Source organism: Mesorhizobium sp. P160187 (assembly GCF_057766425.1).
Genome location: NZ_JBYMDX010000004.1, coordinates 68547 through 87849, shown reverse-complemented (window position 1 = coordinate 87849; position 19303 = coordinate 68547). Strand labels below are relative to the sequence as shown.

Annotated in this window: 23 protein-coding genes; 12 read left to right on the top strand and 11 right to left on the bottom strand. The window is 62.7% G+C overall.

Annotated elements, in window-relative coordinates:
* The first annotated feature begins 4 nt into the window (after nt 1-4).
* Nucleotides 5-649, top strand: a complete 645-nt coding sequence (locus AC3CCE_RS17365; protein ID WP_352624588.1) for a Pr6Pr family membrane protein — start codon at nt 5-7, stop codon at nt 647-649.
* A gap of 12 nt (nt 650-661) precedes the next feature.
* Here the strand turns inward: AC3CCE_RS17365 and AC3CCE_RS17360 are convergent, their stop codons facing one another.
* On the bottom strand, nt 662-907 hold the full coding sequence (locus AC3CCE_RS17360) for a DUF1127 domain-containing protein (protein ID WP_488377169.1): 246 nt from the start codon (nt 905-907) through the stop codon (nt 662-664).
* Nucleotides 908-1000: 93 nt separating this feature from the next.
* Between AC3CCE_RS17360 and AC3CCE_RS17355 the strand changes: the two genes are divergently transcribed.
* Entirely contained in the window at nt 1001-2410 is a 1410-nt protein-coding gene (locus tag AC3CCE_RS17355; protein WP_352624583.1) for an aminotransferase-like domain-containing protein, read from the top strand.
* Nucleotides 2411-2440: 30 nt separating this feature from the next.
* Here the strand turns inward: AC3CCE_RS17355 and AC3CCE_RS17350 are convergent, their stop codons facing one another.
* A complete protein-coding gene (locus AC3CCE_RS17350; RefSeq protein ID WP_023669098.1) occupies nt 2441-2605 on the bottom strand; it encodes a hypothetical protein in 165 nt (54 codons plus the stop codon).
* A 186-nt stretch (nt 2606-2791) separates the two neighbouring features.
* On the opposite strand from AC3CCE_RS17350, the gene purL reads away from it, so the two are divergent.
* From purL to AC3CCE_RS17335, 3 genes are all read left to right on the top strand, one after another.
* The gene (purL, locus tag AC3CCE_RS17345) at nt 2792-5023 is read left to right on the top strand and encodes a phosphoribosylformylglycinamidine synthase subunit PurL (RefSeq protein WP_352624581.1); all 2232 of its coding nucleotides are present in this window, start codon (nt 2792-2794) and stop codon (nt 5021-5023) included.
* Nucleotides 5020-5544, top strand: a complete 525-nt coding sequence (locus AC3CCE_RS17340) for a hypothetical protein (protein ID WP_352624579.1) — start codon at nt 5020-5022, stop codon at nt 5542-5544. The genes purL and AC3CCE_RS17340 overlap by 4 nt, the downstream gene beginning before the upstream one ends.
* A 100-nt stretch (nt 5545-5644) precedes the next feature.
* Complete coding sequence (locus AC3CCE_RS17335) at nt 5645-5878, top strand: BolA/IbaG family iron-sulfur metabolism protein (protein ID WP_010909092.1); 234 nt, start codon at nt 5645-5647, stop codon at nt 5876-5878.
* Nucleotides 5879-5890: 12 nt separating this feature from the next.
* Here the strand turns inward: AC3CCE_RS17335 and AC3CCE_RS17330 are convergent, their stop codons facing one another.
* Entirely contained in the window at nt 5891-6724 is an 834-nt protein-coding gene (locus tag AC3CCE_RS17330; protein ID WP_488377168.1) for a phosphodiester glycosidase family protein, read from the bottom strand.
* A gap of 160 nt (nt 6725-6884) precedes the next feature.
* Between AC3CCE_RS17330 and grxD the strand changes: the two genes are divergently transcribed.
* Nucleotides 6885-7220, top strand: coding sequence for a Grx4 family monothiol glutaredoxin (grxD, locus tag AC3CCE_RS17325; RefSeq protein ID WP_023669102.1), 336 nt, complete (start codon nt 6885-6887; stop codon nt 7218-7220).
* Between the two features lie 118 nt (nt 7221-7338).
* On the top strand, nt 7339-8607 hold the full coding sequence (locus tag AC3CCE_RS17320) for a multidrug effflux MFS transporter (protein ID WP_352624576.1): 1269 nt from the start codon (nt 7339-7341) through the stop codon (nt 8605-8607).
* A 57-nt stretch (nt 8608-8664) separates the two neighbouring features.
* Here the strand turns inward: AC3CCE_RS17320 and AC3CCE_RS17315 are convergent, their stop codons facing one another.
* The 4 genes from AC3CCE_RS17315 to rpsD form a co-directional block, all read right to left on the bottom strand.
* The gene (locus AC3CCE_RS17315) at nt 8665-9075 is read right to left on the bottom strand and encodes a hypothetical protein (RefSeq protein ID WP_488377167.1); all 411 of its coding nucleotides are present in this window, start codon (nt 9073-9075) and stop codon (nt 8665-8667) included.
* 81 nt (nt 9076-9156) lie between these two features.
* Nucleotides 9157-9984 (bottom strand): inositol monophosphatase family protein, encoded by an 828-nt coding sequence (locus AC3CCE_RS17310; protein WP_023684879.1) that lies wholly within the window; start codon nt 9982-9984, stop codon nt 9157-9159.
* Nucleotides 9974-10861 (bottom strand): tRNA 2-thiocytidine(32) synthetase TtcA, encoded by an 888-nt coding sequence (ttcA, locus tag AC3CCE_RS17305; protein WP_352624572.1) that lies wholly within the window; start codon nt 10859-10861, stop codon nt 9974-9976. Before ttcA ends, AC3CCE_RS17310 begins: the two co-directional genes overlap by 11 nt.
* 107 nt (nt 10862-10968) lie before the next feature.
* On the bottom strand, nt 10969-11586 hold the full coding sequence (gene rpsD, locus AC3CCE_RS17300; protein ID WP_023669107.1) for a 30S ribosomal protein S4: 618 nt from the start codon (nt 11584-11586) through the stop codon (nt 10969-10971).
* A gap of 386 nt (nt 11587-11972) precedes the next feature.
* Between rpsD and AC3CCE_RS17295 the strand changes: the two genes are divergently transcribed.
* Nucleotides 11973-12173 (top strand): hypothetical protein, encoded by a 201-nt coding sequence (locus AC3CCE_RS17295; RefSeq protein ID WP_023690200.1) that lies wholly within the window; start codon nt 11973-11975, stop codon nt 12171-12173.
* An 83-nt stretch (nt 12174-12256) separates the two neighbouring features.
* Here AC3CCE_RS17295 and AC3CCE_RS17290 read toward each other — a convergent pair whose 3' ends face one another.
* The gene (locus AC3CCE_RS17290) at nt 12257-12445 is read right to left on the bottom strand and encodes a DUF3008 family protein (protein WP_023684876.1); all 189 of its coding nucleotides are present in this window, start codon (nt 12443-12445) and stop codon (nt 12257-12259) included.
* Between the two features lie 162 nt (nt 12446-12607).
* On the opposite strand from AC3CCE_RS17290, the gene AC3CCE_RS17285 reads away from it, so the two are divergent.
* Complete coding sequence (locus tag AC3CCE_RS17285; protein WP_352624569.1) at nt 12608-13990, top strand: RNB domain-containing ribonuclease; 1383 nt, start codon at nt 12608-12610, stop codon at nt 13988-13990.
* A gap of 82 nt (nt 13991-14072) precedes the next feature.
* Here the strand turns inward: AC3CCE_RS17285 and murI are convergent, their stop codons facing one another.
* From murI to AC3CCE_RS17270, 3 genes are all read right to left on the bottom strand, one after another.
* On the bottom strand, nt 14073-14861 hold the full coding sequence (murI, locus tag AC3CCE_RS17280; protein ID WP_023684874.1) for a glutamate racemase: 789 nt from the start codon (nt 14859-14861) through the stop codon (nt 14073-14075).
* Nucleotides 14862-15007: 146 nt separating this feature from the next.
* A complete protein-coding gene (locus AC3CCE_RS17275) occupies nt 15008-15655 on the bottom strand; it encodes a DUF805 domain-containing protein (RefSeq protein WP_352624567.1) in 648 nt (215 codons plus the stop codon).
* Nucleotides 15656-15696: 41 nt separating this feature from the next.
* Complete coding sequence (locus AC3CCE_RS17270; protein WP_352624565.1) at nt 15697-16545, bottom strand: RNA methyltransferase; 849 nt, start codon at nt 16543-16545, stop codon at nt 15697-15699.
* A gap of 217 nt (nt 16546-16762) precedes the next feature.
* Here AC3CCE_RS17270 and AC3CCE_RS17265 point away from each other — a divergent pair, with 217 nt between their 5' ends.
* Genes AC3CCE_RS17265 through AC3CCE_RS17255 form a run of 3 tightly spaced genes read left to right on the top strand, consistent with a single transcriptional unit; the run spans nt 16763 to nt 19195 of the window.
* Nucleotides 16763-17974: an NADP-dependent isocitrate dehydrogenase gene (locus AC3CCE_RS17265; RefSeq protein WP_352624563.1), complete on the top strand. Its 1212-nt coding sequence runs from the start codon at nt 16763-16765 to the stop codon at nt 17972-17974.
* Nucleotides 17975-17984: 10 nt separating this feature from the next.
* Nucleotides 17985-18599, top strand: coding sequence for a glutathione S-transferase family protein (locus AC3CCE_RS17260; RefSeq protein ID WP_352624561.1), 615 nt, complete (start codon nt 17985-17987; stop codon nt 18597-18599).
* Between the two features lie 14 nt (nt 18600-18613).
* The gene (locus AC3CCE_RS17255) at nt 18614-19195 is read left to right on the top strand and encodes a demethoxyubiquinone hydroxylase family protein (RefSeq protein WP_352624560.1); all 582 of its coding nucleotides are present in this window, start codon (nt 18614-18616) and stop codon (nt 19193-19195) included.
* Nucleotides 19196-19303 lie beyond the last annotated feature (108 nt).

The window sequence follows — 19303 nt, the reverse complement described above, 5'->3', positions numbered from 1 at the left end:
CGCCATGGGCCGCTTCCTGCAGTTTGCGGGATTGATCATCGGTCTGGCCGGGCTTGTCCTGCAAGCGTGCATCACCATCCCGGCATCGATGGAAGCCGGCCGCAACTTTCTCGGCTCCATCGTCTTTCTGTTCAGCTTCTTCACCATCCTGACCAACATCGGTGCAGTGCTGGTCCATGTCTCGCTGCTGTCGCCTTCGGGCTACGCCTGGCTGCCGGCCTTTGCCGGGCCACGGATGCGGGCGGGCGTGGCGGCTTCCATCGCCCTAGTCTTCATCGTCTACGCGACAGTTCTGGCGCAGCTCTGGCAGCCGCAGGGGCTGTTCCTGCTCTGTGACGTGCTGCTGCACTATGTGACGCCGGTGCTGTTCGTGCTGTGGTGGCTTGTTGCAGGCGCTGACGGCAGGACACGCTGGAGCGACATTTCGTGGTGGATGGCCTATCCGATCGCCTATCTCGCCTATGCGCTGGCGCGCGCACCGATCGCAGGCGAAGTGCCCTACCCGTTCCTCGACGTTGCGAAAAACGGCGCGGCCAACGTCGCCCTTGCGGCGCTGGCCGTCACCGGTGTTTTCCTGGTGCTGTGCATCCTCGCCGTGCTTGCCGATAAGGGCGTCTCACGCCTCAGGGCTCCGGGCACACGCCGCTGACCAGACTACAAGTTAGTCCCAGAATTGCCTGATGCCTTCGCGGTGGGCGTCGTCACGCGACACACCGATGTCCCTGAGTTGCTCGTCGGTCATTTCGAGCAATGCCAGGCGGCCGCGACGGCGCTCGATCAGCACGTCGATCGATCGCGCCAGCGATCTGACCACATGCACGATCCGGCCGACAAAGCCTCGCCGGCTGGACGGGCGCGGCCCGACCAATTCAATGCCCGCGCAGCGGATTGTCTCGATTGTATCCATTGTCTTTCTGCCAACCTTGCAAATTGTACCCATCTTGGTTCGGTTCTGATATGCATTGACACCCGATCTGGTGCAATATACAGAATTGTCACCATGACAAATTGGCTCCCTGACCTCACCATCGGTTCCGGCCCGCTTTACCAGCGCCTTGCCGACAGCATCGAGTCGGACATCGACAAGGGCGTCATCGATGCCGGGGCAAAATTGCCGCCGCAGCGCGATCTCGCCTATGATATCGGCACGACGGTCGGCACGATCGGCCGAGCCTATCAGCTGCTGCGCGAGCGCGGCCTGGTGAGCGGCGAAGTCGGTCGCGGGACCTATGTGCTGGCGCAGCAATCGGAAGCGTCACCCGAATTCGCCGAGCCTGCCGTGCAAGGCACGCGCTATGTCGATGCGCCGCCCGGCAAGCTGCGTTTCGACAGCACTGCCGCGCCCGACATCGGCCAGGGCGCCATTGTCGCCGACATGTTGCTTCGCACGGTTCAGGATCATCCGCACGAAATATCGAGCTACACCAGGGATTTTCCGGAGCGCTGGTTCGAGGCCGGCGCCCGCTGGCTGTCGCGCAATTCGTTCCGTCCGGTTGCTGAAACCATCGTTCCCACGCTTGGCACACATGCCGCGGTGATGGCGGCGATCGCGGCGCTGACCACGCCGGGCGACTATGTCGCCTTCGAGCACCTCACCTATTCGCAGATCGCCCGCAGCGCCGGGCTGATCGGGCGGCGCATTGCACTTGTCGCATCGGACGTGGAAGGCCTCGATCCCGAGGATTTCGAACGCGTCTGCGCGCAAAAGCACCCGAAGATGATCTTCCTGATGCCGACGGTGCAGAACCCGACCCTGGCGATCCTGTCGGTTTCGCGCCGCGAGGCGATCGCCCGCGTCGCGCGCGCGTACAATGTCATCCTCATCGAGGACGATCTCTATGGCGGCCTGACCGAAGATCCGACGCCGCTCATTGCCGAATATGCGCCCGAGCGCACCATTGTCGCCGGCGGTCTGTCGAAATCGGTCGCGGCAGGTGTTCGCGGCGGCTGGCTCTCCTGCCCGCCCGCCTATCGCCATCGCATCCGCGTCGCCCACAAGATGATGACCGGCGGGATGCCGTTCCTGCTGGCGGAGGTGAATGCGCGGCTGGTGCTGTCTGGGAAGGCTGGCGATATCCGCAAACGCAGCATTGCCGAAATTGCCGCCCGGATCGCCATCGTGCGCGAGACACTGGCCGGTTTCGCCTTCAAGTCACACGGCAGCGTGCCCTTCGTCTGGCTGACGCTGCCCGATCCCTGGCTGTCCGGCACTTTCAGGAGCGCATGCCTCGAAAATGGCGTGCTCCTCGACGACGAGGACGAGTTTAAGGCGGGGCGTTCCGAGCAGGTTTTTCACGGCGTGCGTTTCGGCGTCTCGCAGCCAAGGCGGCGCGAGGACATCACCGGCGGCGTCGCGGTGATCCGGCGACTGCTGGAGGAAGGCCGCGCCGGCTACGACAGTTCGTCCTGACTCGGTCCTCCTGTATCCCGATCTTCAGGTTCAGCCCTCTGCCTTGAAGTTTTTGGCTTCCTTCGCGCCCTTGTCCTTGCCGTGCTTCTCGGCCAGGTCCTTGGCCTGCTTGGGCGAAACGTCGGTCGTCTCGGCAATATGCATGGCCTCCTTGTCGGAGAGGCGATTGTCTTTCTTGCCTTGCTTGGTGGCCATGTCGAAATCTCCTGATTGGTTTGAGGCCTAACGGCCGGGATGCCATAGCGTTCCCCAACGGCGCCCCGCTACCATCGTCGCCTTGTGTTTTCCGGCGTTTTTCGTCATCCGATGGGGTGTATCACGCCAAAGCTTGCGATATGAGGGGACTCAAATTCCCTCTCCCATGGACACCAATCGCCGCCCATGACCATTTCTAATTCCGTGCCGATCACCCCGGAACTCATAGCCGCGCATGGGCTCAAGCCCGACGAATACCAGCGCATCCTCGATCTGGTCGGGCGCGAACCGAGCTTTACCGAACTCGGCATCTTCTCGGCGATGTGGAATGAGCACTGCTCCTACAAATCCTCGAAGAAATGGCTGCGCACGCTGCCGACCACCGGGCCGCAGGTCATCCAGGGTCCGGGCGAGAATGCCGGCGTGGTCGATATCGGCGATGGCGACTGCGTCGTCTTCAAGATGGAGAGCCACAACCATCCCTCCTACATCGAGCCCTACCAGGGTGCGGCGACCGGCGTCGGCGGCATATTGCGCGATGTCTTCACCATGGGCGCGCGGCCGATTGCGGCGATGAACGCTTTGCGCTTCGGCGCACCGGACCATCCCAAGACCAGGCACCTGGTCAGCGGCGTGGTTTCCGGCGTCGGAGGATACGGCAACGCCTTTGGCGTGCCGACCGTCGGCGGCGAGGTCAATTTCGACGCCCGCTACAACGGCAACATCCTGGTCAACGCCTTTGCCGCCGGCCTCGCCAAGACAGATGCGATCTTCCTGTCGGAAGCCAAGGGCGTCGGCCTGCCGGTCGTCTATCTCGGCGCCAAGACCGGCCGCGACGGCGTCGGCGGCGCCACGATGGCCTCGGCCGAGTTCGACGACAAGATCGACGAGAAGCGCCCGACCGTGCAGGTCGGCGATCCCTTCACCGAAAAATGCCTGCTCGAAGCCTGCCTTGAGCTGATGGCGTCCGGCGCCGTCATCGCCATCCAGGACATGGGTGCGGCCGGCCTCACCTGTTCGGCGGTCGAGATGGGCGCCAAGGGCGACCTCGGCATCGAGCTTCACCTCGACCAGGTGCCGGTGCGCGAAGAGCGCATGAGCGCCTATGAGATGATGCTGTCGGAGAGCCAGGAGCGCATGCTGATGGTGCTGCGCCCCGAGAAGGAAAAGGAAGCCGAGGCGATCTTCCACAAATGGGGCCTCGACTTCGCCATTGTCGGCAAGACCACCGACGATCTGCGCTTCCGCGTCATTCACCAGGGTGACGAGGTCGCCAACCTGCCGATCAAGGACCTTGGCGACAAGGCGCCGGAATATGACCGCCCCTGGGTCGAGCCGAAGAAGCCTGCGGCGCTCGCAGCCGGCGATGCGCCGAAGGCCGATGTCGCCGATGCGCTGTTGAAACTGCTCGGCGGGCCGGACCTGTCGTCGCGCCGCTGGGTGTGGGAGCAGTACGACACGCTGATCCAGGGCAATTCGCTGCAGCTTCCAGGCGGCGACGCCGGCGTGGTGCGCGTCGAAGGCCATCCGACCAAGGCGCTCGCCTTCTCCTCCGACGTGACGCCGCGCTATTGCGAGGCCGACCCGTATGAAGGCGGCAAGCAGGCGGTGGCCGAATGCTGGCGCAACCTTACCGCCACCGGCGCGCTGCCGCTGGCGGCCACCGACAACCTCAATTTCGGCAATCCGGAACGGCCCGAGATCATGGGCCAGCTGGTCGGCGCGGTGAAAGGCATTGGCGATGCCTGCCGGGCGCTCGGGTTCCCGATCGTGTCGGGCAATGTCTCGCTCTACAATGAAACCAATGGCCAAGGCATCCTGCCGACGCCGACCATCGGCGGCGTCGGGCTGATCGCCGACTGGTCGAAGATGACCCGTATCGGCTTCGCCACCGAGGGCCAGATGATCCTGCTGGTCGGCGCGCCCCCAAGCTGGGGCAGCCATCTCGGCCAGTCCGCCTATTTCAGGGACATTCACGGTCGGACCGACGGGCCGCCGCCACCCGTCGACCTCGCCCATGAAAAGCGCGTCGGCGACCACGTGCGCGCGCTGATCGCGTCGGGCGTCGTGACCGCGGCGCATGACCTTTCCGATGGCGGCTTGGCGATAGCCCTGGCCGAGATGGCGATGGCGTCCGGCATCGGCGCCACAATTCCGGGGCTCGCCGGCACCGACCCGATCCCGGTCTGGTTCGGCGAAGACCAGGGCCGCTACCTCCTGACGCTGTCCGTCGATCCGCAGAGCAAGGAATGGGACGCCATCCGCGAGGAACAGAGCAAGCTCGGCATCTTTGCGCCATGGATCGGCTCGACCGGTGGAAACGAACTGAAGCTCGGCGATGCCAGGGCGATCCCGGTCAGCGAATTGACCGCCGCCCACGAAGGCTGGTTCCCGAACTTCATGGACAAGTCCAGTTGACCAGCCTGGCAGCCCGGACGCTGATCGCAGTCGTCTTCTGGCCGTCGCTGTTCTTCTTCTGGTTCCTTGGGCCGTTCGTCTTTTTCCTGCTGTCGACGACCTCGAGCGAGGTCTGTCCGCTGCTGGAAAGGCGTGACCAGTTCCTTGAGGCGGCCAATGGCACACTGCAGATGCTGGCCTTGCAAAGCCTGATCTATGCGATCCCCATCCTCTGCCTGGTGCTGTGGAGCCGCCTTTTGCCGAACCCGGCGCGCGCAAGGCATGTCGCCACCTGCATCAAGCTCTTTGCCGTTGCGGTCATTACCGGCGCGCTGTGGGAATACGGCTCATCGCTGATCTGCGACGGCTATGGCCAACCATTCTTTTCGCCCTTGTGGCAGATGACCAGCTATCTCCCGATCATCAACCTGGCGCTCAACATCCCGCTCTATGTCCTGGTGTTCAGCCTTGGCCGGGGGTTCTCGACCCGCGACGACATCACCGAAGATGGTGTGGTGCACCCGCCGCAGGATGGCCCTTAGACACTGCGTCGCCGACAGAACGGCTTCAACCCGGACCAGAAAGGCTTTAGGCTGCCGTCCGAGTCACTTCGTGCCTAGCCGCCCAGAACAGGATTTTGCCATGGCAATGGATGCCCACGACATCGAAAAACTGATCAAGGACGGCATTCCGGACGCCAAGGTGACGATCCGCGACCTCGCCGGCGACGGCGATCACTATGCAGCCGAAGTGGTGGCCGAGAGCTTCCGCGGAAAGAGCCGCGTCCAGCAGCACCAGATGGTCTATGATGCGCTGAAGGGCAATATGGGCGGCGTGCTGCACGCGCTGGCCCTGCAGACCAGCGTGCCGGACTGAAGCCAGACTGGCCTACTGTTTCTGCGGCTGCTTCGCCGACACTGACGTGATCGGCTTCGCCGACACTGAGATGATCGGGCCAGCCGGGTATTTTCCGCCGACGATCATCCTCTCGCCATCCGACAGCGCGGAGACCGCGCCGTCGAGGAACAGGGCGTTGCGGCATTGTAGCGCGTCGCGAAACAGCCGTGCAAAGATGCCGAAACTGACCTCAGACCGCGAGATCGCCAGCAAAACGGTGTTTTCATCGCGCACGCCGACGCCGTTGCGGATGTAGCGCGAGGTGCCATTCGCCTCGAAGCGCGGATGTAGCACGCCATCGACCACCAGCATCGGGCCCGACTGCGTGGCGAAGGCGACATCGGGTTTGGCGACGGCATAGGCGTTGCTTTCCATGACAGCCGCCTTGCCGTCCTTGCCTACCAGAAAAACGCCGTTCGGTTTCAGGAAGAAATTGCCTTCGCCGTCGGCAAGATTGAGCGGCGACTTTTCGCTGCCGCCCTCGACCAGCAGGCCGACCGGCGACAAATCCTCGTGATACATGCCGCCATTCATGGCGAGCAGCACCGGCCTCCCCTCGCCCGCAACCGCCTTGTCGAAGGCTTCGAGCGAACCAAAAGGCTTGCCATCGGCGCCGGCGTGGAAAACACCGATGCTGTCGGCGCGAAGATCGGTCTCGCAGACGACATAGGTCACCGCCTCGAAGGCGACATTCCGGCAAGGCGCGGGCAGGTCTCCGCCAATGACCAGCGGCGGCGGCTCCGGGCGTCTCGGCCACCAGACAACGGCAATCGCCGCCAGCAGGATGGCGATCGGAAGGGCGGCGCCATATCGTCTTTTCATCATGTTCCGAAGGTTGCAATCGGCTCGGATGCTTGGCCCAAGACAGGCGATCCTTTGCGCCATTTCCGCGACGGCGGCGCAAACATCTTGTTTCGGCCCATCTATGGGTTTATTTGATGGCTATGCTTCGAGCCTGACTCCCACAGGCGTGAAAGGATATCTCATGAGCGGCATCAACGACTACATCGACAGCGAAGTGAAGGGCAACGACGTCGTCCTTTTCATGAAGGGCACGCCCGGTTTTCCGCAGTGCGGCTTTTCCGGCCAGGTCGTCCAGATCCTCGATTACATCGGCGCCGACTATAAGGGCGTCGACGTGCTGACCTCGGCCGAACTGCGCCAGGGCATCAAGGAATATTCGAACTGGCCGACGATCCCCCAGCTCTACGTCAAGGGCGAATTCGTTGGCGGCTGCGACATCATCCGCGAAATGTTCCAGGCGGGCGAGTTGCAGACGTTGCTCGTCGACAAGGGCGTCAGCGTCAAAGCGACAGCCTGATTCTGAGTTGAGACGGGGCAGCCCCGCCCCGGCAAAATGTTACCTCCCCCTATCGGAGTGAGGACGAACTTATGCGCCGGCATGCCGGCGCATATTCGTTTTGAAGATCGGACCCGCCGTGGACCAGCCAGCAAAAGCGCCGCAACAGGCACGCAAATTGCCTATTCCGCGCTGGGAATTCATCGCGCTGTGCGCGGCACTGATGGCGTTGAACTCGCTGGCCATCGACATCATGCTGCCGGCACTGCAGCAAATCGGCGCCACGCTCGGCGTCGAAAATGAAAACCACCGCCAATATGTGATCACCGCCTATATGCTCGGCTTCGGCGGCGGACAGCTTTTCTTCGGGCCGATTTCGGACCGGTTCGGGCGCCGCGCGCCCTTGGTCGCCGGGCTGGCGATCTATGTCGTGGCGGCCGCGGCCGCGGCCATCGCCCCGTCCTTCGCCATCCTGTTGCTGTGCCGGCTTGTGCAAGGTATCGGTGCTGCCGCCACACGCGTCATCGCCGTCTCGATCGTGCGCGATACGTTCGACGGCAGGCGCATGGCCGAGGTGATGTCGCTGATCTTCATGGTGTTCATGGCCATCCCGGTGATCGCGCCCGGGATCGGCCAGGTCATCATGCTGTTCGCAACCTGGCACTGGATCTTCGTCACCATGGCGGTCGGGGCGCTGATCGTGTCGGCGTGGTCGCTGCTGCGCCTGCCGGAGACTCTGCATCCCGAACATCGCCGGCCGTTGACTGTCTCTTCGGTGATCGACGGCTTCCGCATCGTGCTCACAAACCGCCTCACGCTCTGCTATGCTTTCGCCAGCACCTTCATCTTCGCCGCCATGTTCGGCTTCATCATCTCCGCGCAGCAGATCTATATCGACATCTTCCACGTCGGCGAGCTATTCCCGGTCATCTTCGCCGGCGTTGCGGGCGTGCTGGCCTTCTCGAACTACCTCAACTCGCGGCTGGTCGGACGGGTCGGCATGCGCCGGCTGTCGCAAGGCGCGCTGCTTCTGTTCCTGTGCATCAGCCTTGCCTGGCTGGTCGTCTCGCTGGAAATGAACATGCCGCTCTGGCTGTTCATCACCTTCTTTGCCTCTGCGATGCTGCCTTTCGGCGGGCTCGGCGCGAATTTCAACGCGCTCGCAATGGAGCCGCTCGGGCAATTGGCGGGCACGGCGTCGTCCATCCTGGGCTTCATGCAGACATTTCTCGGCGGCATTCTCGGTACGCTGATCGGCCAGGCCTTCAACGGCACGGTGACGCCGCTGGCCGCAGGGTTCTGCAGCGTCTCGGTTGCGGCCCTGCTGATGATCCTGATCGCCGAGCGCGGCAAGATGTTCCAGCCGCACAACCCACCCGTTTCAGGGCACGTCACCGACCTGCATTGAGCGACGCGCCTTGAGATTGTTGGTCTCAAAACCGCATCCACCTTTATGCGACGCGTTTCAGGATGCGCCGCCAATCACTGCCGTGAAACGAGGGAACAGCGGGCGCCCTGCGATGGCGCCACCCATGCTGTCCGACAGCGGCATCGGCAGAGCCTTGTCGAGCGCTTCGAGCACGGACGTGACGAAGACCCGGTTGAGCGCGGCATCGTCTCCCATATGCGAAAAGGTGGCGCGCGGTTTGCCCATCAGCGTGCCGTTTTTGCGAATTGAGAAACTCAGCGTCAGGGTCATGCCAGCACTTCCAAGCGGCGGCTGCCAACAGGCAAAGATCGCGGAAAACATCTCGTCTATGGTATCGACGGGATCGCGACTGCCGCACGCGCGTTCCTGCGATCTTGCCTCAGTGGCGCCAGCGGCGGCCAAGGCAAGTGCAAGCGCCGTTGCAACAATTGCGGACCGATGTTTCATTTCGCGGCTTCCGACTTCGCGAGAGATTGGACACTATAACAGAGCCAATATACTTGACGAAAGCCCTACCAGCAGTTGGACCTATTGCGCCCAGAGTTCCCTGCGCAACTCCTGCCAGCTTTCCTTGTCCGGGGCGACAAGAATGCCGCCGTCGATATGCGAGGGCAGATAGGCGCTGCCGTCGATCCGCGCGGTGTAGCCGCCGGCCTCGGCGTGGATCAGCACACCGACCAGATGGTCCCATGGCATCAGTTTGTTGTAGACGACGAAATGGGCATGGCCGCTGGCCAGAAGACGGTATTCATGTGCCGCGCAGCGATAGCCGAACTGCGACAGGGTCTTGGTCTGGTTGCGCGCCAGGAGCGAGCGTTGCGGTTCCGCCAGATATTGCCAGGAGACGGAGCCGGTCATCTGTGAGATCGGCACGGCATCGGCGACGTGCACCGTCTCCAGCGCGCCATGCGCATGGCGGATATGGCTGCCGGCGCCCTTGGCGCCGATCAGCCAGTCCCGGCCTACGGGGTCATGGATGATACCGGCGACGGTTTCGCCCTTGACTACGACGCTCAGCATGACGCCGAAGAGCGGCACGCCGGAGGCGAAGTTGAAGGTGCCGTCGACCGGGTCGACGACGAAGGCGAGGTCGGCATCACCGAGCCCCTGAAGCAGCGCCGGATTGTCGGAACAGGCTTCCTCGCCGACGATCATCGCCGTGGGATAGCGCTCGCGCAGCCTGGCCGTGATCAGCCGCTCGGCGTTGATGTCCGCCTCGGTCACCAGGTCGGCAGCCGAGGTCTTCTGCCTGATGTCGCCCTCGCCCAGCCGGCGAAAGCGTGGCATGATTTCGGCCCTGGCTGCATCGGCGAGAAGCTCGGCCAGCCAGTCGATCGCTTGGTCGTCAAATATCATCGGAAATGTCTTGTCCTGTGCTGAGGCTGCCATTGAGGGCGGCAAAGTCGAACAGCTTTCTGTCGAGCAGATGCGACGGCCTGGTGTTGGACAGCGCGCGCAGCATCGTATCCTTGCGGCCCGGCATGCGCTTTTCCATGTCGTCCAGCATCGCCTTCATGGCGTTGCGCTGCAGGCCTTCCTGGCTGCCGCAGAGATCGCAGGGAATGATCGGGAATTTCATAGCGGCCGCGAATTTTTCCAGATCGACCTCGGCGCAGTAGCTCAGCGGCCGCAGCACCATGACGTCGCCGTCGTCATTGAGCAGCTTTGGCGGCATGGCGGCAAGGCGGCCGCCATGGATTAGATTCATGAAGAAGGTTTCGAGAATGTCCTCGCGGTGGTGGCCGAGCACCAGCGCCGAACAGCCCTCCTCGCGCGCGATGCGATAGAGATGGCCGCGCCGCAGCCGCGAGCACAGCGAACAATAGGTGCTGCCCTGAGGCAGCTTGTCGGTGACCACCGAATAGGTGTCCTGATACTCGATGCGATGGGGAATGCGATGCGCATCGAGGTAATCGGGCAAAATGTGCTTCGGGAAATTCGGCTGGCCCTGGTCGAGATTGCAGGCCAGCAGCTCGACCGGCAGCAGCCCGCGCCATTTGAGATCGAGCAGCACGGCCAGCAGGCCGTAGGAATCCTTGCCGCCGGACAAAGCGACAAGCCAACGGTCGCCGGGCCTCGTCATGGCGAAATCCTCGACCGCCTGGCGGGTCAACCGCAACAGCCGCTTACGCAGTTTGTTGAACTCGACGGAAGACGGCACGTCGGCAAACAGCGGATGGAAGCCGCCTTCAGCAATCGGTTCAACTGTTTCGATGTCTGCCAGCATGTTCATGGCTTGTCGCTTTCCATAGCCGAGAGTACCGGATTAGCGGACATGGCCGACAAAGAAAAGGCCGCCTCGACGGGCGGCCCTTTCCGGTATCGCAGAAAAGCGATCGCTTAGCGCGAATAGAATTCGACGACCAGGTTCGGCTCCATCTGCACGGCGAACGGTACGTCGGCCAGGCCGGGGATGCGCGAGAAGGTCGCGACCATCTTGTTGTGATCGACTTCGATATAGTCCGGCACGTCGCGCTCGGCGAGGCCGACCGCTTCCAGCACGATGACCAACTGCTTCGACTTTTCGCGCACTTCGACGACGTCGCCCGGCTTGCAACGGTACGAGCCGATGTTGACGCGCTTGCCGTTGACGTTGACGTGGCCGTGGTTGACGAACTGGCGAGCCGCGAAAATGGTCGGCACGAACTTGGAGCGGTAGACGACCGCGTCGAGACGCGACTCGAGCAGGCCGATCAGGTTCTCGGAGGTGTCGCCCTTGCGGCGATCAGCCTCTTCATAGACTTTGCGGAACTGCTTTTCGGAGACATCACCATAGTGACCCTTCAGCTTCTGCTTGGCGCGCAGCTGCAGGCCGAAATCGGAAAGCTTGCCCTTGCGGCGCTGGCCGTGCTGGCCGGGGCCGTATTCACGCTTGTTGACCGGGGACTTCGGGCGGCCCCAGATGTTTTCGCCGAGACGGCGGTCGATCTTGTACTTCGCGGATTCGCGCTTGCTCATCGCATTCCCTTTCAAAACAAACCACCCGGAGCCTCATGGTCCGGGTGAAGGAAACGCGCCCTCCTCTGGCCTCCGTTTTCGAGGCCTGACAGGGTTTTCCCACGCAACGCGGCGGAAAACCCACGGGACACGTCAGTCTAGACAAAACCCAGGAAACGATAAACCTGCTTTCCCGGGCTTGCCATGCAAAAGAAACAACCGGGCATTGCGGCCCGGTGTTGGTGGGCTCGTTAAACGGAGATTTGAGCAGAGTCAAGCGCGTCGCTGGCGCTGGGCCCGGCAACCATATCACGTCTTTGGCGTTGAGTGCCGTGCCGGATGCGGCGGGAGGTTGTTGCGCCGACGGCATTTAGGAAGGGACTGGAGCCAAAGGAGCCCGAAGTCGCATGAAGAAGTTTTTCCTCTCGTTGGTCGGTGCAGCCGTCCTGGCCGGGACGATGTCGATCGCCGTGCCCGAGCCAGCGATGGCCAAGCATTGGCAGGGCCACAAGCATCGTCAGACCTGCCATGTCGTGGTGAAGAAGAAGGTCATCTGGCGGCATGGCCACAAGAAGGTCATCCGCTACAAGGTGAAGCGCTGCTGGTGACGTCAGGAGTTTCGGGCTTGGCCTGAATCGAAGAAGCCCGTGGTTTCGGCCACGGGCTTTGTTTATCAACTCGGTTCAAGGTTTCAGTCTGCCGATTTCTTCTCCGGCAGGCCTTTGCGCTTGGTCTCTGCGAATTCCTCGAGCTGTTTTTCGCTCATCGAATTGTACATCGACTTCGACGCGCCTTGAAGTTCGCTCTTCCTGGTCTCGCCGCGCTTGGCCGACAGGGCTGCTCCAGCGGCCTTTTGCTGTGCTTTTGAGGTTGCAGGCATATCGGCACCTCCTTTGCTGACAGAGGAAGAAACGTTGCGCTCCGGCGACGGTTCCAGCGCTGGCGGTCAACTTCCGTTCCGCGCTCATGCCTGCCCATGGTCGGCCGGCACTGCCGGCAAAACCACCTTCCCGTGCCCGCAACGCCGGTGTAGGACGGCGCCATGAAATCGTTGAACGATCCCTCGCAGGCACTCGCCACCGGCCTCGCGAAAATCCGCACCGAGTTCCATGTGCCGGAGGGATTTCCCCCTGATGTAGTGGTCATGGCACAGACGGCGGCCAGGTGCGTGCCCGACCAGCATGCCGACCGCACGGCGATGCCCTTCGTGACGCTCGATCCCGCGGCTTCCACCGATCTTGACCAAGCGTTTTCGATCGAAGCGAGCGGTAGCGACCTTCTGTTGCACTATGCCATCGCCGACGTAGCCTGGTTCGTCGCAGACGGCGACGCGGTGGATCGCGAAGCCTGGGCGCGGGGCGAAACCCTGTATTTGCCGGACGGCAAGGCCGGGCTCTATCCCCGGGTGATTGCCGAGGGCGCCGCGAGCTTGCTGCCCGGCGGTCCGCGTCCGGCTGTCATCTTCACGGTCCGGATCGCCGACGACGGAGCGGTAAGGCTGGATGGCGCGGAGCGGGCAATCATTCAAAGCCGCGCCAAGCTCGCCTATGACAGCGTGCAGGCCGCCGACGTCCCAGTCGGCTTCGCCGAAATCGCGCGGCGCATGGCGGCGGCCGAAGACCGTCGCGGCGCTTCGCGCGTCGACCCGCCCGAGCAGGAGGTGGAACAGCTTGCCGATGGCACGTTCCAGCTTGCGTTCAGACCGCTGCTGCAATCCGAGCAAGACAACGCAGCACTTTCGCTGGCCGCCAACATGGCGATTGCCGACGCCATGCTGGCATACCGGACCGGCTTGTTCCGGGTGATGGCGCCGCCCGATGCTTCCAAAGTACAAAGACTGCGCAGCGCGGCACGGGCCTTAGGCCTGTCCTGGCCTCCTTCGACCAGCCTGTCCGACTATCAGCGAACCCTCGATCCGACCAACATGCACCAGGCAGCGCTGATGCTGGAAATCCGCCGCGCCGGCTCCGGTGCGTCCTACCAACCCTATGAAGAAGGCGTTGTCCCCTGGCACGAGGCGATGGCCGCGACCTATGCCCACGCCACCGCGCCCCTGAGGCGGCTGGCCGATCGCTATGTCGTGCGCTGTGTGCTGGCCATCGTCAACGGCCAGCCGGTGCCGCAAGCCGTTACCGAGGCGTTTTCCAGACTGCCGAAGGTGATGGGCCGCGCAGGCGCCCGCGCCTCGCAGATCAACCACGCGGCCATCGACCTTGCCGAGGCGGTGATGCTGAGGGGGCGCATGGGTGAAACATTCAAGGCCGTCGTCACCGACGTCGGTGATCAGCGTGTGCGCGTTCAGCTCTCGGACATGCCTGTCGTTGCGAATGTGAAGGCCTCAGGGTTCAGGCAGGGCGATGGCCTGACGCTAAGGCTTGTTTCGGCCGATCCGGATCGACGCGTCATTGTCTTCGAGCCTGCCTAAAGCGCGTCGGCGACGCGCTTTAGTTTTTCGTTTTATGCATGTCGTTGTCCCAAAACCGCTGCGCACTTTTGGGCGACATGCATTAGCGCGCGCTCAATCCAAAACCCTGCATCAGCCGGCTGATGGCGAAATCCGCCTTTCCCGAGGTAAAGACGGCGATGTCGGGCTCGCTTTGCGGCAATGGTCCGTCGACAGCCGGAAGCAGCGACAGAGCACGCCGCGCAATCGCTTCGGCCGGGTCGATCCAGTCGACCGGCCAGGGCGCGGTCTTGCGCATGCGATTGGCCAGAAACGGATAGTGCGTGCAGGCGAGCACGACGATGTCCGTGCGCAAATCGTCATGCTGGACGAAACACGGTGCGATCTCGGCACGCACGGCCTCCTCGTCGACAAAGCCCTCGCGCATGTAGGCCTCGGCCAGTCCGGCGAGATTGTTGCTGCCGACCAGCCGGACATGGCATTTCTGCGCCCATTTGCCGATCAGGTCGCGCGTGTACTGGCGCTTCACCGTGCCCGGCGTCGCCAGCACCGAGACCAGCCCGGACCGGGTGCGCTCGGCAGCCGGCTTGATTGCCGGCACCGTGCCGACAAAGGGATGGCCAGGGAATTTTTCCCGCAACGCATCGATCACCAGCGTCGAAGCGGTATTGCAGGCGACGACCGAAATTTCCGGATCAAAACGGTCGAGCAGCTTGGCGAAGAGCTCGACTATATGGGCCTGCAGCGCCGGCTCTTCCCACGCGCCGTAGGGAAAGGCCTTGTCATCGGCGACGTAGACGAAGCGCCGGTCGGGCATCAGCACGCGCGCTTCGCGCAGCACGGTCAATCCGCCAACGCCGGAATCGAACATCAGGATCGGACGGTGGCTCATTGATATCGGACCATGAAAGAGGCTGGATCAGAAGGCTTGGCGGTCATTGGCCAATGCCGTTCTATCTGCAACCATCATGGTCTTGAAGTGGCGAATGTTAGTAACTTCCATGCAAAGCCGGCCAAGACGACCTTGCCTCGATTGCTCTAGAGCCCGCGCTTGCCGAAGCCGGCGGGCCGCGGACGGCCCAAAGGTTGGGCGGACGGCACCGAGCGCGTGGCCGGTGTGGCGTTGCGCATGGAAGACTGTGCCGTGCTGCTGGCCATCCGGCCGGATCCCGCAGGCATGGGCGTATCGCCATCGAAATCGAAAACCGATGTCAGTTCGTCGATATTGATGCCCGCCACCGGCTTAGCCACCAGGATCGTGCACCAAAGGCCAAAGATCGACAGCGCAAGCAGGTTGAGACCGCTGGACGTGCTTTCCGGATTGTTGAAATCGATGACCAGCAGCGTGCCTGCCTGGAGAAAGGCGTAGATGGCGCAGAACACGATGTAGGACCACAGGATCCACGCTTTGCCGTTGGCGTCGCGGCTGCGTCGCCAGGCGATGTTGGCACGCATGACCACGGCCAGGAGGGAAACGACCAGAACCGCGCCTGCCATCCCTTGCCGCGATGGACCGGGCGCCGAGTTGACCAGCCCCTCAAAGCCGATCGTGCCAACGATGCACAGCACGGCAAGAACGGCCTCGAGCAGGGCTACGCTGAGGGAATAGAAGAAGAAGCGCATACGGCCGATTTTGGACGTGAACATTTGCCACCCACCGTTTTGACAACAATGGATGAGCAGCAAATAAAATTCGGTTACTTCAGCCGTTCGAAGCTTAGCGATTTCTAATCTTCTTTGTCTGCCTGGGGTTTTCGCGCAGCGGCCGGCAAACGCCTTGGATCGTCTCCCGGCGAGCCGTCACCGCGCGGCATGGCCGGCGAAAACCGGTCGAGCGACGAGATGATGCCACGCAGCACTTTCAGTTCCGGCTCGGCGAAACCGGCGCGCGTCAAGACGGCGCGCAGATTGTCGACCATCTTGGGTTTCTTGGGCGCCGGGCGGAAATAGCCGCGCGCTTCGAGCGCGCCTTCGAGATAGGCAAACAGGCCGTGCAACTCTTCCTTGCTTGCCGGCTTCATTTCAGGGCTGGAGAAATTGGTCGCCGTCTCCTCCTCCAGGCCGGATTTCATCCACTCATAGGACATCAACAGCACGGCCTGGGCGATGTTGAGCGAGGAAAAGCCGGGATCGACCGGGAAGGTGACGATCTCGTCGGCCAGCCCGACCTCGTCATTGTAGAGCCCAAAACGCTCGCGGCCGAACAAGATGCCGGTGCGCAGGCCGGCTATCTGACGCGCCCTGAGCGCCCTGCCCGCCTCGACCGGACCACGCACGGGTTTGAAGCCGTCGCGCTCCCGCGCCGTGGTGGCGAAGACAAAATTGAGGTCGGCGACGGCGGACGCCAGGTCGCCGAACACTGTTACGGCATCGATGACATGGTCGGCGCGGCTGGCGGCGGCGCGCGCCTTATCGCTCGGCCAGCCGTCACGCGGGTTGACCAGTCTCAGTTCGGCAAGGCCGAAATTGGCCATGGCGCGCGCAACCATGCCGATATTCTCGCCGAGCTGCGGTTCGACCAGGATGATCGCCGGGGCGGCGGCGGATGCGTCTTCAGGATGATCGACGGCGGACATGATCTCAGTGAACTGCTGTTTGCGGCATGTTCATCGTTCCCTGCCACATCCGCTCGGCAAAATGAAGCTTTTGCGAAAAACCGCCGCGGCACAGACGACCCATTCTGCACGGATCGTCGTTTGCGCGGCCAAATAGGCTTTGATATACGCTCCGCATACCCGGCCGAAGCCATGCGGGCGAGGCCGTTTTGTTCCCCAAAAGCGAGGCATTCTTTTCATGGCGAAGATCAAGGTGGCGAACCCGGTCGTCGAGCTCGACGGCGACGAGATGACCCGCATCATCTGGCAGTTCATCAAGGACAAACTGATCCACCCTTATCTCGACCTGAAGCTCGAATATTACGACCTCGGCGTCGAGCACCGCGACGCCACCAACGACCAGGTGACCATCGATTCGGCCCATGCCATCAAGAAATGGGGCGTCGGCGTGAAATGCGCGACGATCACGCCCGACGAGCAGCGCGTCGAGGAATTCAAGCTGAAGAAGATGTGGAAGTCGCCGAACGGCACCATCCGTAACATTCTCGGCGGCACCATTTTCCGCGAACCGATCATCATGAAGAACGTGCCGCGTCTGGTGCCGGGATGGACCAAGCCCATCATCGTCGGCCGTCATGCTTTCGGCGACCAGTATCGCGCCACCGACTTCCGCTTCCCCGGCAAGGGCAAGCTGACCATCAAGTTCGTCGGCGAGGACGGCAAGGTGATCGAGCATGACGTGTACGACGCACCCGGCGCCGGCGTTGCCATGGCGATGTACAATCTCGACGACTCCATCCGCGAATTCGCCCGCGCCTCGCTGAATTACGGCCTGCTGCGCAATTATCCGGTTTATCTCTCGACCAAGAACACCATCCTCAAAGCCTATGACGGCCGCTTCAAGGACATTTTCCAGGAGGTCTACGAGGCTGAATTCGAGGCCGAGTTCAAGGCGAAGAAGCTGTGGTACGAGCACCGGCTGATCGACGACATGGTGGCCTCCGCCCTGAAATGGTCCGGCGGCTATGTCTGGGCCTGCAAGAATTATGACGGCGACGTCCAGTCCGACACGGTGGCGCAAGGTTTTGGCTCGCTCGGCCTGATGACCTCCGTGCTGATGACGCCGGACGGCAAGACGGTGGAAGCGGAGGCCGCGCACGGCACAGTGACGCGCCACTATCGCCAGCACCAGAAGGGCGAGGAAACCTCGACCAATTCGATCGCCTCGATCTTCGCCTGGACGCGTGGCCTCGCCCACCGCGCCAAGCTCGACGACAATGCCGAGTTGAAGCGGTTTGCCGACACGCTGGAGAAGGTCTGCATCCAGACGGTTGAGAGCGGCTTCATGACCAAGGACCTGTCGCTCTTGATCGGTCCCGACCAACCATGGCTGTCGACCACCGGCTTCCTCGACAAGATCGACGAGAATTTGCAGAAGGCGATGGCGTAAGCCGGCAGCCATGGCCAAGCCGGTCGTCTACGGGGCGGACTACAGCGTCTATGTGCGCATCGTCCGCCTCGTGCTGGCGGAAAAAGGCATCGACTACGACCTTGTGCCGGTCGATGTCTTTGCCGCCGAGGGCACTCCCGCCTGGTACTTCGAGCATCACCCTTTCGGCCGCATCCCGGCCTTCGAGCATAACGGGTTTCGCCTGTTCGAAACCAGCGCGATCGCCCGCTATGTCGACGAGGCGTTCGACGGCCCGGCACTGCAGCCAAAAGACGCCCGCACCCGCGCAACGATGAACCAGATCATCGGCATGCTCGACGCCTATGCCTACAGGTCGATGGTCTGGGACGTCGCCGTCGAGCGGCTTGAGAAGGAAGCGCCAGACGAGGCACTGGTCGCCAACGGGCTGCGCCAGGCAGAAACGGTGCTGCGGGTGCTCACCGCACTCAAGCCTCCCGGGCCGTGGCTGCTCGGGGACCAACTGACGCTGGCCGACCTGCATGCGGCATCCATCATCGCCTATTTCGTCAAGGTCGCCGACGGGCAAAAGCTGCTTGCGGCGTTCGCCGACATCCAGGCCTGGTGGGAGGGCATCGCAAAACGTCCGAGCCTGGCGGCGGGCTGATATGGGTTCGGGCCATGGCTGAGCCATCTCGCCAGGACGCGCTCACCGTCGCCAGAATTGTCAGGGTCAACCACGCCGGTGAGTTCGGTGCGATCAGGATCTATTCGGCGCAGATTCTTGTCGCCAGGCGCTTATGGCCGGATTGCGTGCCATCCTTGTCGGAGATGCTTGGGCACGAGCGCACGCATTGCGCTGCGTTCCGCGCCGCCATGCCGGCGCGGCGGTCGCGACCGTGCCGGGTGATGCAGTTCTGGAGCTGGGGTGGCTGGGTGCTGGGTTTTGTCACCGCCCTGCTCGGTCCGCAAGGCATCTGGGCCTGCACGGCGGCGGTTGAAGCGGCGGTGCATCGCCATCTGGACGATCAGCTGTTTTTCCTCGCCAATCGCGACCACGACTTGCACGGCATCATCCTGGCGATCCGCGAGGAAGAGCTCGCCCATCTCCATCACGCCGAAGAGCAGCTGAAATCGCCCGGCCCGGCGCTGAACTTTTTACGGTCGCTGATTTCGATCGCCACGGACGTGCTGATCTGGCTGTCCACCTGGGGCGATTCCAGCAGAATGACGCGCGCCCTGAAAGCGGCGAAAAAGAACTAGCTAGACGGACCGTCTAAGAGCTGATTGCAGGCTTGCCACTATCAGCCACAGAATGGCAAGCACGGCGGCGAAGGCCGGAAAGCCGCACACGAACCAGATACGACATAG